The 13,358-nt window shown below is 36.0% G+C and carries 14 protein-coding genes; 7 read left to right on the top strand and 7 right to left on the bottom strand.

What is annotated here, in order from left to right:
- Positions 1-110 precede the first annotated feature (110 nt).
- The gene (lipA, locus tag QY331_05690) at positions 111-1,016 is read left to right on the top strand and encodes a lipoyl synthase (GenBank protein WKZ70739.1); all 906 of its coding nucleotides are present in this window, start codon (positions 111-113) and stop codon (positions 1,014-1,016) included.
- A 56-nt stretch (positions 1,017-1,072) separates the two neighbouring features.
- Here the strand turns inward: lipA and QY331_05695 are convergent, their stop codons facing one another.
- Positions 1,073-4,129 carry a S8/S53 family peptidase gene (locus QY331_05695; protein ID WKZ70740.1) on the bottom strand — a complete coding sequence of 1,019 codons (3,057 nt, stop codon included), beginning with the start codon at positions 4,127-4,129 and terminating at the stop codon, positions 1,073-1,075.
- 334 nt (positions 4,130-4,463) lie between these two features.
- Here QY331_05695 and QY331_05700 point away from each other — a divergent pair, with 334 nt between their 5' ends.
- From QY331_05700 to QY331_05725, 6 genes are all read left to right on the top strand, one after another.
- Positions 4,464-4,751: a ferredoxin family protein gene (locus QY331_05700; protein WKZ70741.1), complete on the top strand. Its 288-nt coding sequence runs from the start codon at positions 4,464-4,466 to the stop codon at positions 4,749-4,751.
- On the top strand, positions 4,748-5,827 hold the full coding sequence (vorB, locus tag QY331_05705; GenBank protein ID WKZ70742.1) for a 3-methyl-2-oxobutanoate dehydrogenase subunit VorB: 1,080 nt from the start codon (positions 4,748-4,750) through the stop codon (positions 5,825-5,827). The genes QY331_05700 and vorB overlap by 4 nt, the downstream gene beginning before the upstream one ends.
- The gene (locus QY331_05710) at positions 5,824-6,648 is read left to right on the top strand and encodes a thiamine pyrophosphate-dependent enzyme (GenBank protein WKZ70743.1); all 825 of its coding nucleotides are present in this window, start codon (positions 5,824-5,826) and stop codon (positions 6,646-6,648) included. The genes vorB and QY331_05710 overlap by 4 nt, the downstream gene beginning before the upstream one ends.
- Positions 6,648-7,196 carry a 2-oxoacid:acceptor oxidoreductase family protein gene (locus tag QY331_05715; GenBank protein ID WKZ70744.1) on the top strand — a complete coding sequence of 183 codons (549 nt, stop codon included), beginning with the start codon at positions 6,648-6,650 and terminating at the stop codon, positions 7,194-7,196. The genes QY331_05710 and QY331_05715 overlap by 1 nt, the downstream gene beginning before the upstream one ends.
- 151 nt (positions 7,197-7,347) lie before the next feature.
- Positions 7,348-8,757 (top strand): F0F1 ATP synthase subunit beta, encoded by a 1,410-nt coding sequence (atpD, locus tag QY331_05720; GenBank protein WKZ70745.1) that lies wholly within the window; start codon positions 7,348-7,350, stop codon positions 8,755-8,757.
- 7 nt (positions 8,758-8,764) lie between these two features.
- Positions 8,765-9,172, top strand: coding sequence for a F0F1 ATP synthase subunit epsilon (locus QY331_05725; protein ID WKZ70746.1), 408 nt, complete (start codon positions 8,765-8,767; stop codon positions 9,170-9,172).
- 51 nt (positions 9,173-9,223) lie between these two features.
- Here the strand turns inward: QY331_05725 and QY331_05730 are convergent, their stop codons facing one another.
- The 6 genes from QY331_05730 to QY331_05755 all read right to left on the bottom strand — a co-directional run bounded on the left by QY331_05730 (position 9,224) and on the right by QY331_05755 (position 13,349).
- On the bottom strand, positions 9,224-9,850 hold the full coding sequence (locus QY331_05730) for an LON peptidase substrate-binding domain-containing protein (GenBank protein ID WKZ70747.1): 627 nt from the start codon (positions 9,848-9,850) through the stop codon (positions 9,224-9,226).
- An 83-nt stretch (positions 9,851-9,933) separates the two neighbouring features.
- Entirely contained in the window at positions 9,934-10,545 is a 612-nt protein-coding gene (locus tag QY331_05735; GenBank protein WKZ71299.1) for a superoxide dismutase, read from the bottom strand.
- A gap of 144 nt (positions 10,546-10,689) precedes the next feature.
- Positions 10,690-11,040, bottom strand: coding sequence for an iron-sulfur cluster insertion protein ErpA (erpA, locus tag QY331_05740; GenBank protein ID WKZ70748.1), 351 nt, complete (start codon positions 11,038-11,040; stop codon positions 10,690-10,692).
- 2 nt (positions 11,041-11,042) lie between these two features.
- On the bottom strand, positions 11,043-11,345 hold the full coding sequence (locus QY331_05745) for a hypothetical protein (GenBank protein ID WKZ70749.1): 303 nt from the start codon (positions 11,343-11,345) through the stop codon (positions 11,043-11,045).
- 15 nt (positions 11,346-11,360) lie between these two features.
- Entirely contained in the window at positions 11,361-11,771 is a 411-nt protein-coding gene (locus QY331_05750) for an Rrf2 family transcriptional regulator (GenBank protein WKZ70750.1), read from the bottom strand.
- A 66-nt stretch (positions 11,772-11,837) separates the two neighbouring features.
- On the bottom strand, positions 11,838-13,349 hold the full coding sequence (locus tag QY331_05755) for an NADH-quinone oxidoreductase subunit N (GenBank protein WKZ70751.1): 1,512 nt from the start codon (positions 13,347-13,349) through the stop codon (positions 11,838-11,840).
- Positions 13,350-13,358 lie beyond the last annotated feature (9 nt).

Here is a 13,358-nt window from a genome sequence, read left to right on the forward strand (position 1 = left end):
AGCAATAAGCGGTAGTCTTACTCATAATCATAATCATAATCTTAATCTGATTTAAGAAATATAAAAAGTGATTAAGATTAAGAGTAGGATTAAGAATTAAAAGGACACTTATGAAGATTAATCAACATCAAAAAAAATATGCGGAAACCTTAGAGAAAGAACAAATTCCTTTAGGTAAAAGACCTGAATGGTTAAAAGTAAGATTACCAAGCGGACAAAATTATAAAGATGTTCACAGTTTGATGCGCAATTCAAAGTTGAATACAGTCTGTGAAGAAGCACGATGCCCGAATATTGCTGAATGCTGGAACGCACGTACTGCAACATTTATGATACTTGGTGATACATGTACACGAAGTTGTGGATTTTGTAATGTAAAACTCGGAATGCCGAACGAATTGGATTTAGATGAACCACGTAGAGTCGCCGAATCTGTTGAGCAATTAAAACTTAGACATGTTGTTATTACTTCCGTTAACAGAGATGAATTAAAAGACGGCGGTGCATCTATCTTTGCTGAAACTAATCGATTGATCAGAGAAAAAATGCCTGAGACTACTATCGAAATATTAATACCGGATTTCAAAGGAGAGAAGCATGCGTTTGAAATAATAATGCAGAACCCGCCTGATATTTTGAATCACAATTTAGAAACGGTAAACCGATTGTACCACGCTGTTCGTCCCCAAGCAAAATATTCCAGAAGTTTGGAATTAATAACATGGTTTAAGGAAAAAGGATTACGTACCAAAAGCGGAATAATGGTTGGAATCGGTGAGAAGAAAGAAGAAGTATTTGAATTGATGAAAGATCTTTACAACAGCGGTTGTGATATAATGACAATAGGTCAATACTTACAGCCAACCAAAAATCACTTAGCGGTTGACAGATTTGTAACTCTTGAAGAATTCAAAGAATACAAAGATTTTGGGATTGAATTGGGATTTAAAGCTGTAGAATCTTCACCCCTTGTAAGAAGTTCCTACCACGCAGATAAGCATGCGAGATTGGTTTAAAATTGATCACAAACTAAAAAGAACCAAGCCGACTCAAAGTAGTCGGCTTTATCTTATTACTTAAGTAAAATCATTTTTTTTGTTGCATTATATATTTTGCTTTCAAGTCGGTAAATATAAATATTAGAAGCAAGATCAACTACATTCAAGTTTACTTCATGATAACCTGCATCATAAATACCCCTGGTAATAGTTTTAACTTTTTGTCCTAAGATGTTGAATAAGCTAATTGAGATATCCGATTTTTCGGGTAAATCAAATTTAATTGTTGTTGTGGGGTTAAATGGATTTGGATAATTTTGATGGAGAGAAAATTGAGTTGGTATTTGATCTTCAACTGATGTAACAGAGGCATTTACTTTTGCCGTTTCCCTAAAATATTCAAAAGTTCCGTCATTATCGATTTGCTTTAATCTGTATTCCAATTCTTCGGCTGGAGGAGATACGTCCAGATATTCATAGTATTTTGGTGAAGCAGTCGTTCCATGGCCATCGACAAAACCTATTTTTTCCCATTTTGATTCATCAGTTAGAACTCGTCTCTCAACATCAAAACCAAAATTATTTATCTCAATTGCTGTTTCCCATTCTAATAAAACATCTCCGTCAATTAGCTCTCCCGAAAAAGAAACTAGTTCTACTGGTAATACTGAACTTTCGGTTGATACAACACCGCGTATTCTATAATCACCTGAGCCGACTGCGGACCAACCAGCTCCTGTGTTTATTGAAGACCGATTATCAACGTTTCCATCATCTACCCTAATAAAGAATGAAGTACCTGTGGCAAAGTATAAAACTAAGTGATAATCAGTCCCGACGGACAAACTAGTTACACCGGAAGATTGCATATCAGCATAATTCCAACTAAAGTTCAAAATATTATCCTTATCGAATGTAACAGTACTTCCAAGTTTTGAGTCTGGTAAACCAGAGCCATTATCAGACCAAATTTCCAAAGAGAGATCGCTTGTTATATCTATGGTGGTTGAAGGGTGGAAGAAGAGTCCTGTCAAACTGCCAGCAATAGTGGGAGTAATTTTAACGGCAATCATAACAGTCGCCCCGATTCCTGTTGATGCATCTGATGCAAATTCATCATAAACTAGTATCTCTTGATTGGGTGTCCATGAGGAGTTAATCGACTCGGCCAAAGCTTTAAAGATATTCAATTTACCGGCACCCCAAAAGAAATCGGGCAAACTTCCACCTGTATAGGAATCGGAATCGGTGTTATCAGTTAAGAGAGTTTTTATGGCAGACCCGGTTAATGTCCCATCATGCTCAAGCAACAATGCAACCGCTCCAGTTACAACCGGGCAGGACATGCTGGTTCCTTGGCTTAAAATATGCTTATCTCCTGGTAAAGTGCTAGTTGTAGAAGGGCTTGAATCATCAGCAGATAAAGATGAGGCGATCCTCTGACCCGGTGCAGCAAGGTCGGGTTTTTGACTTCCTGTTCTCGTTGGCCCTATACTACTGAACTTTGCGATATCGTCAGATTGATCATAACTACTACTAACCAGATAGCCTGATCCATTTGTTGATAACCATCTCCATCTACTTGCATAGGCTCCGACCGTAATTGCTTCAGCAGATGTACCAGGTGAGCCGACGGTTCGTAAAGAATCGCCTCCTACAAGAGTCGCCTCCTTTGAACCAAGAGCTGACCCAAATAACCATCCATGATAAGTTACAGAAGATGCTGTATTATTTGAAATCACCAGTTCCCAAGTTCCGACTGCTGGGGTTTTAGTTGCATCATCGTCGTCAATATACATATAAATCTCTCTATCCGAATTAGTGGCATTAACATCATTAAATAAGTATATAGTACCGTCTGAAGCATCGCTTTCTTTACCTGATTGACTGTCGGAACGGGTATATGTAACACCGTTTGGCGAAGTTACAGTAGCATCCGCATCGGTATCATCATCGAGCCAAAGATCAAATCCAAAATAATCATTATCAGTGCCAGAATTGGGCGTATAGGAGGGTATGGTAAATTCTATTGTCGAAGAGCCGCTACTGGGAAGTGTCCGCGATATATGTATATTATCACCGCCTTCGTTTCCTGCAGATATGACAACTACTCGTCCTGATAAACCGATAAATGCATCAACTGCTTGAGCTAAAGTTGATGTGCCGTCATGAGGAGCGGAATGCCCTCCCAAGCTCATATTCACTACAACTGGTTTTCCTTCATCCTCTGCAACTTCTCTTGCATATGTTAAAGCATCAACCGTGTTAGAGGTGGGGAAAGAGCCATTGCCGGCTTTTATAATTAGTAAATCTGCATTAGGAGCTATACCAGCATACTTGTTAGAGGTTAATGCAGCTCCATTTCCAGCAGCTGTTCCTGCAACATGAGTACCATGACCGTTTGTATCTTCCTCTCTAACAAACCCGGCGGGAGAGCCATCAATCTCATCTTGAATATGGGTTTTGGTGTATTCTACACCATAATCTAACCCAGAAAAATCAGTTGCATCCCTGTCTTCTGGAGTCCCTTCAGCTCCGGTTTTGCTTAGAGTTTGATCCCAAATGTAGAGTATTCTGCTTTTGGTGTCATCAACTGCATCTCTAAAATCAAGGTGCTCCCAATCAATTCCAGTATCAATGATACAAACAATAACACCATCACCTTCATAAGATGTGCTATTTATATAGCCATCGTGTACTAAATCGGCTCCTATTAAACCGGTTGCCACATCATTCGTCGGATAGTAAATTTCACCAAGAGTAATGTATTCAACTTCATCCATTTTAACAGCCGAAATAATTTGTGCAGCTGTTAAGCGAGCAGTGACAAAATTTTCATAGACACTATTTACGGGTATTCCATTTCTTTTTAATTGGGAAGGTTGGTTAGATCTGATTACTAAACCAAATACCTTCTGACCCTGTTCATTTAAAGAAAATAATTCATCAATTTTTTGAGCAGTCAAATAGTTTTTACTCTCCTTAGCCTTATGATCTAAGAATTCCTCGATTACAAAGTGCATTCTTGGATCGATTTTATTGTAATCATTGTAATCTATATTTAATGATTGAGCGAATAAGCTAGCAGAGAATAGTAAAAAAAGTAAAAATGCTGTTATTGATTTATACATAGAGACCCCATACTGATGTTTCTAAAGAATTTAGTGATTATTTGAGAGATATGAAATAGTTTGAGAGATAAGTCACAATTTTTGTTCGGTTGCTTGTTTTGTTTTAAAGGGATAATTTCGAATAAATATAAGTTTTAGACGCCAATTTCCTTTCACGGGAAGTATTCTTCTCAATAATGAAAAAGAATTCTTGTTTCAAATTAAAATTATCGATTAGGGTGACTTAAAACCTATTTAATTATTGATTTTTTTGGTACGTTCTCTGCTTATAAATAAGTGTTCAGTATCTTAAATAAAATAAGACTACAACTACTATTTACCAAATGAGGTAGCTATGGCAAAAGTAAAAGGGGATATTTTAATTGACATCGAGAAATGTAAAGGGTGTGAATTATGTGTTGCAGCCTGTCCTCAAGAATCGTTAGAAGCATCACGCAAAATAAACAGTAAAGGTTATCATTACATTGTTAAAATTGAGGATAATTGTACAGGGTGTACAAACTGTGCGCTTGTTTGTCCCGAAGGTGTTATTAAAGTTTATCGCAAGGTTGAAAAGAAGAAAGAACACCTTGCAACAATTTCAAATGTGTCCAAAGATATTAATATTACGGTGAGCGAATGAAAAAAGAACTTAGATTAATGAAGGGTAACGAAGCAATGGCAGAAGCTGCAATTCGTGCAGGTGCCGATGCTTATTTTGGCTATCCGATAACACCGCAATCAGAAGTATTAGAGTATCTCGCTGCAGAAGCAGAAAGAAGAACCGGAATGGTAATTTTACAAGCAGAAAGTGAAATTGCTGCAATCAATATGATATACGGTGCAGCCGGAACCGGTAAAAAAGTTATGACATCTTCCTCCTCTCCGGGTGTTAGTTTAATGCAAGAAGGTATTTCTTATATCGCATGTGCAGAACTTCCTTGTTTATTAGTTAATGTTGTAAGAGGCGGTCCGGGTCTTGGAACTATTCAACCTTCACAAGGTGATTATTTCCAATCAGTAAAAGGTGGCGGACACGGTGATTATAAAATGATAGTTCTTGCACCTTCAACTGTTCAAGAAATGGTAGATTTTGTAAAACTCGGTTTTGATTTAGCATTTAAGTGGAGAAATCCTGTTATGATGCTTACTGATGGTGCACTTGGTCAGATGATGGAAAAGGTCGAACTTTTTGAACAAGTTCAACGAAGCGATGCTGCGGATATAGAAAAATGGGCGACAATCGGCAAGAAGAAAAATCGTGAAAGAAATGTAATTACTTCACTTCACATCCAACCGGATAAGATGGAAGAAATAAACCTTCATCTTCAAGCTAAATATAAAAAAATCGAAGAGGAAGAAATTCGTTTTGAAGAATTTATGATGGAAGATGCAGAATATATAATTACCGCATATGGTTTAGTCGCGAGAATTTGTCAGAAAGCTGCTACGTTGGCTCGTGAAAAAGGGATTAAGGTTGGAGTATTTAGACCTCAGACTGTATCTCCATTCCCATATAAGCAGATTGCAAGTTATACAGATAGAGTGAAAGGAATCCTTGATGTTGAGATGAGTGCCGGTCAAATGGTAGAAGATGTTCGACTAGCTGTTAACGGTAAAGTGCCTGTTGAATTTCATGGAAGAATGGGTGGAATTGTTCCTTCACCGGAAGAAATATTAGAGAAAATTGAAGAAAAATTTGTAGGAGTTCCGGCATGAATGAGAAAAGAATGATTGAAGAAGAAAAACATTTTGAAGAAGTAATTGCCGAAGAAAGTGTCTGTATAAATGACAACCTTGTTTATGAAAAACCGGCTACACTTCTTGACACACCAATGCACTACTGTCCGGGATGTGGACACGGTGTTGCACACCGCTTAATTGCAGAGGTAATTGATGAACTCGGAATTCAAGAGGAAACAATTGGAGTTGCACCTGTCGGTTGTTCGGTTTTTGCTTATAATTATCTTGATATTGATATGTCCGAAGCTGCTCACGGCAGAGCCTCTGCTGTTGCAACCGGCATTAAAAGAGTACTTCCCGATAAATATGTTTTTTCGTATCAAGGCGATGGTGATCTAGCTGCAATTGGTACGGGCGAAACACTTCATACTTGTAATCGTGGAGAAAACATACTAATCATATTTATCAATAACGGTATTTATGGTATGACGGGTGGACAAATGGCACCCACAACATTGCCAGGCATGAAATCTACCACAACACCTTACGGACGTGATACAAAATTAATGGGAAATCCATTGAAGATTACAGAACTTATTGCACAACTTCCCGGGGTTTACTATTGTACTCGGACAGCGGTCAACAATCCTAAAAATGTTCGAAAAGCAAAAAAAGCTATAATGAACGGTTTCCAATATCAGAAAAGAGAAAAAGGACTTTCCTTTGTTGAAATAGTTTCGAACTGTCCTTCAAATTGGAAAATGACACCACTTGAATCCAATAAATGGATGGAAGATAATATGTTCTCATTCTATCAACTTGGTGATTTGAAAGTACCGGAAAAGGAGGATGAATAATGACTGAAGAAATAATTATATCCGGATTTGGAGGACAGGGTGTTCTATCAATGGGACAAATTCTCTGCTACTCCGGCGTTGTTGAAAATAAAGAAGTTAGTTGGATGCCTTCATATGGTCCGGAAATGCGTGGTGGAACGGCAAATTGTATTGCAATTATTAGTGATCAAAAAATCAGTTCACCCATTCTTACAAAATTTGATACGGTAATTGCACTTAATCAACCATCAATTGACAAATTCGAAAAAGCTGTTAAGCCTGGTGGATTAATGATATATGAAAGTAGTACAGCTCTACATCCGCCGACAAGATCAGATATTGATATTATACCGATAGAAGCTGCAAATGAAGCAACAAAACTGGAAAATCCAAAAGTTATGAATATGATAATCCTTGGTGCATTCCTTAAAAAGAAACCAATACTGGACTTTGATAATGTACTTGCGGGATTAAAGAAAGTACTTCCTGAAAGATATCATCATTTACTTCCTCTTAATGAAAAAGCTCTTAGAAGAGGTATGGAGATTGTAGAAGAAGTAACAGCGTAAATTATAATATTAATTTAGTAAAGAAGCCCGTCATGTCTTTTATGGCGGGCTTTTTTATTAACAAATAGATATTTGCAAGTAAATTTGATTGAAATATTTAGTGTTATTGTCTAATTTTGTATTCTATATTTTATTTAGATAAAGGAGAAAAATGGAAGATAATGTTGGAATTGTTGTCCAGGTGATTGGGCCGGTAGTTGACATTGACTTTGAAGAAGGTAAACTCCCAAAAATTTATAACTCTATCAGAATCCCACGAGAAGATGTTGAAGGTAATAAAGAGGAATTAATTGTTGAAGTTCAGCAACACCTTGGTGAAAATAGAGTAAGAACAGTTGCGATGGATTCTACCGATGGTCTTGTCCGTGGCATGAAAGGTTATGATACCGGTTCACCGATCTCAGTTCCAGTTGGTCCTCAAACTCTTGGCCGTTTAATTAATGTTCTTGGTAAAGGAATTGACAAATTAGGTGAGATCAAAACAGAAAAATCTTATCCAATTCATAGACATGCCCCGGCTTTCAAAAATCTTTCAACTGAACAAGAAATTTTTGAAACAGGTATTAAAGTTATTGATTTGATCGAGCCATATTCTAAAGGTGGTAAAACCGGTTTGTTCGGTGGTGCCGGTGTTGGTAAAACAGTTATCATTCAAGAACTTATTCATAATATTGCAAAAGAACATGGCGGATATTCCGTTTTTGCAGGTGTTGGTGAAAGAACACGTGAAGGAAATGATCTCTGGCTTGAAATGAAAGAGTCCGGAGTTCTTGATAAAACAGCGTTAGTATTCGGTCAGATGAATGAACCTCCCGGTGCTCGTCTTCGTGTAGGTTTGACCGGATTAACAATTGCAGAATACTTCCGTGATGAAGAGGGAAGAGACGTACTACTATTTATTGATAATATTTTCCGTTTTACTCAAGCGGGTTCTGAAGTATCCGCGTTGCTTGGCCGTATGCCTTCCGCGGTTGGTTATCAACCCAACCTTGCAACAGAAATGGGTGAACTCCAAGAAAGAATTACATCGACTGATAAAGGTTCTATTACTTCTATTCAGGCAATCTATGTTCCTGCCGATGACTTGACAGATCCGGCTCCGGCAACTACGTTCTCTCACTTGGATGCAACTACAGTTCTTAGTCGTCAAATATCCGAACTCGGTATTTATCCGGCTGTTGATCCGCTTGATTCTACATCAAGAATTCTTGAACCCGGAATTATCGGTAAAGAACATTATCAAGTTGCAACAATAGTGAAAGAAATTCTTCAGCAATATAAAGATCTGCAAGATATTATTAACATTCTTGGTATGGATGAATTATCAGAAGAAGATAAAGTTGTTGTTCGCAGAGCGAGAAGAATTCAAAGATTTTTGAGTCAACCTTTCCACGTTGCAGAACAGTTTACAGGTTTCCCCGGTAAATATGTTAAGCTTGAGGATACCATAAGAAGTTTCAAAGAGATTGTTGATGGCAAGCATGATGATTTACCAGAACAGGCTTTTATGTACTGCGGTACAATTGAAGAAGCTGTTGAAAAAGCTAAGAAGATGAAATAGGGAAGTAATGAAAGAACTTAATTTAGAAGTTATAACACCATCAAAAAAAGCTTATTCCGGTAAAATACAAAGTATTACATTACCCGGAACACTGGGTTCTTTCCAAGTTTTATTCAATCACGCACCTATTTTGAGTTCTTTGGAAATCGGTGAAATAAAAATTGTTGACTCATCTTCGAACGTTTCGCATTATGCTGTTGGTGGTGGAACCGTAGAAGTTTTGGATAACAATGTTTTAGTTCTAGCCGAAAGTTTTGAAGATCCTGCCGATATTGATGATAAAAGAGCTGAAGCTGCCAGAGAAAGAGCTAAAGAACGACTAAAATCTCATAGCCATGAAGTTGATGATTTAAGAGCTGAAGTGGCTTTGAAACGAGCAATTAATAGATTGAATGTGAAGAAGAAATATTTTTAATGAAGATTTTATTTTATTGAAAAGGGATTGTGATTATTCATGATCCCTTTTTTAGTTTATATAACCATCACCTGAAATTATATCCTTTAATACCTCTGTTCGGTCTAAATATTCTTCAAGTTTTCTAAAGTGTTCAAATAAAAATTTCAATCTATCCGATTCACTACGAAGAGATAAGAGACTCTGTTGTTGTTTTAAATTCATGCCGGATTTTTCAGCAATCTTGAATGACTTGAATGTTGAGCGATCAAAGTTAGTCCAATATTTATTATCGAACTGAATCTCTGTCCTTTCTAATATTCCCTTGAATTTAGATACAGTTTCACCTTCTAAAGCTGTAGGCTGTATGTATTGTACGTCATCCAAATAGGGGACAACATTTGCAGTAATGTAACCATGTTCATGCAAGTTAGTTGAAACTGTCTGGAATCTTTCTCTACCTCTAATAAGAATATCCATACTTCCGTTTTCAAATATATTAATTACTTCTATCACTTCTACGTAACAACCGATTGTTGAGATCGTAGTGTCAATTTTCGAAACTATCCCGAATCCGGTATCATTACTTTTACACCAGTGAATTAATTTTTTATAACGTTCTTCAAAAATATGAAGTGGATATACTGCTCCCGGATACATTACTAAGTTTAACGGAAATATAGGTATAGTGGAATTCATTTTTAATCAAGTTTAATTTCTAAAATATAAAAAAGCCCGGAAGTTTTTACAACTCCGGGCAATTTACAATTGAGGTGAAAAAATTATTTTGCTTCAGAATATCTTTTAGCTACTTCATCCCAATTAATTACATTCCAGAAAGCAGCAATATAATCAGGTCTTCTGTTTTGATAATTTAGATAGTATGCATGTTCCCAAACATCAATGCCCAGTACCGGTGTACCTTTTACTTCGGTGAGATCCATAACAGGATTATCTTGATTTGGAGTTGAAGTTACAGCCAGAGAACCATCAGCTTTAACAATCAACCAAGCCCAGCCTGAACCGAATCTTGTTGCTGCGGCATTTGAGAATTCTTCTTTGAACTTATCAAAGGAACCAAATTGTTTATTTATGGCATCTGATAATTCACCGGAAGGATTTCCACCTTTATTCGGCCCCATTACTGACCAAAACAATGAATGATTATAATGACCACCGCCGTTATTTCTTACGGCAGTTGAGTATTTTGACATATTTTGCATCAATTCTTCAAGAGATTTTCCTTCAGCTTCGGTTCCTTCAACTGCTTTATTTAAATTGTTAACATAACCGGCATGGTGTTTACCATGATGAATTTCCATTGTTCTCGCATCAACATGCGGTTCTAAAGCATCAAAAGCATATGGTAATGCTGGTAATTCGAATTTAGCCATTGTATCGTTACTCCTTACATTTTTATTATTGATTGTATTAATTTTTGTAAAACCACTAATATTGTTAAAAGACATTGCGGCTGATGCAAGTCCAAGTGAATAAATAAATTTTCTTCTATCCATTTTTTCCTCTAATTATTAATTCTAAACGCCGAATGATTCTCCGCAACCACAAGTCTTTGCCGCATTGGGATTATTAAAAACAAAACCCTTTCCATTTAAACCATCGCTAAAGTCTAACGTTGTGCCGGTCAGGTAAAATAAACTTTTACCGTCAACAAAAAGTTTAATGCCGTGCTGTTCAATTATTGTATCGCCATCTTTTTTAATTCCGTCAAAACCGAGTTGATAGGTTAAACCTGAACATCCACCGCCTTTGACTCCAACACGCAGTCCAAATTCTGAATCAATATTATTTTCTTCCATAACTTTTTGTATTTGTTTTGCGGCTTTTTCTGTAATTGTTATTTCTTGCATTAATGTTTTTTCACTCATAATTATACCTTTTCTTCAACTGTCTTTTCTTCTTCAACAATATTTGGTTTAAAAAAATTCACTTTCCACGAGTTTGATGTTAATTTAGAGAGATCACCTTTTCCCTCAAGATAAGTAGTGAATTTTTGCATTAACTCCTCTGCGACAGGATACGTAAGATGAATGTCTTTCTTTTCAAAATAATGTTTAATTGCATATTGCAGATCTCTAGAAAAAATATTTGAGTTGTAAAAAATTTTGTACTTTTCTTTCATGAAATTGAAAAACATTTCTTGATTTTTTTGAAGTTCCTCAAAGTGGTTCATTACTGTATTCCGATTTTAGTTTAGAATTTCTTTTAGTGTTGTCTGCTTAAAAAGATCAATTATTTTTTCTTGCATTTTACTTAGCGGACTTCTCAAACAGCAATTTGTTACTCTTCCGCAATCATGTTCTGTTGGATTCAAAACCATGCAATCAGTTAACTGAACTTTTTCATCCAGTGCTAAAATAACATCATTTATTGAAAGATTTTCCGGTGAAATGTTTAATGCATAACCGCCTAACTTACCTTGCTTAGAAATTATTATTTTATTTCTTACCATTTTTTGCATCAACTTCGCTAATAAATCATAAGGAATATTCTCACGTATTGATATTTCCTTCGTACTAATACATTCTAAAGATTGATTGTTAGCAATAAATCTCAAAGCTAATATCGAATATTCAACTGATTTTGCAATTTTTAACATAAATACGACTTATTTAGTCCGATATAAAACTAAGAAAGTTAAGCAAAAATGTCAAATAAAAATAAATTAGATTCCTAAAAGAGTTATGCAGTCTTTTGCAAAATTTACGATTGGTGTGAAATAAATACCAAATACTAGAATTGGTATAAGTAAAACCAAGACGTACGCAAATCCGCCAAGAGTAGGAGAGATGTTCTCTTGCTCGCGTTCTGAATTGGTTAGGTACATATGCTTGAGAACTCTAACATAATAATAAAGTGAAACTACCGTATTTAATAAAGCAATAATTGCAACACCAATCATGTTGGCATCAACAAGTGCAATAAATAAATAAAGTTTGGCTATAAAACCTGCGGTTGGAGGAAGACCGGTTAGTGAAATTAAAAATATTGCAAGTGCAACTCCAAGAAACGGAGCCTTTGCTCCGAGTCCGTCATAATCATCAATATTTTCCGAACCGGTCTTGTTTGCGATTAACATAACAACATAAAATGCGCCTAGATTCATTAACATATAAACAAAGAAATAAATCAATACAGCAATCAATCCTTGGTTAGAAAGCACAGCAACACCAAGAAGTATATAACCGGCATGAGCTATACTTGAATAAGCCAGCATTCGTTTCAAATTATCCTGCCAAAGAGCCGAAAAATTACCGAGAGTCATCGTTAATATTGAAATAGCAATTAATAGTGCTTGCCAATCAAAGACATTAATTAATGACCAATTACCTTGATCATCAATAAATGCTGTAAATCCTGTTTGAATAAATCTAACTAGCAAAGCAAAACCCGCTGCTTTACTTGCAACTGATAAATATGCAGTAATTGAAATTGGAGCGCCTTCATAAACATCCGGCGTCCAAAAATGAAAAGGTGCGGCAGATATTTTATAACCAATTCCGACAAAGATTAAAATCGCAGCAAAAGATAGAGTAAATAAATTAATCTGCGGACCTTGTATCAACGAATTGATTATATATAGATTTGTACTTCCAGTTATTCCATAAACAATAGAAATTCCGAATAACATTAATCCAGAAGAGACAGAACCATAGATTAAATATTTCAAAGCTGCTTCGCTATTACGGTCACGTAATTTGGTGAATCCGGCCAGAACATATGATGATAGAGATAATAACTCAAGCGAAAGGTAAATTAAAATTAGGTCGGTTGCGGAAATCATTACCATCATTCCGAGAACCATACCGTAGACTAGCGCATAAAACTCACCAAGTCTATTATCAATTTTTTTAATTTCATCGGAAGCTTGAGCAAAGAAAACAATCAAAATAGAAGTAACTATGACAAGTAATTTAAAAAATGAACCAAAAGGATCAACGGCAATCATACCAAATTTTTGAGTACCCGACAATTGTGGAGTAAAAGCTAATGTGGTAACGCCAAGTTGATCGAGTGTTAAAATGCCTGTAATCACTAAACCGACTACAGCAATGTAGGGGATGATTTTTTTATTCAGATGAAAAATTAAATCGAAAGTTACAATGAGTAATAAGAAAACTGAAATTGCAATTTCCGGTAAAATAAAACCAATAGAATTTAATATATCCGCTGTCATTCTTTATCC

This window comes from Melioribacteraceae bacterium (assembly GCA_030584085.1).
Classification (GTDB): Bacteria; Bacteroidota; Ignavibacteria; order Ignavibacteriales; family Melioribacteraceae; genus SURF-28.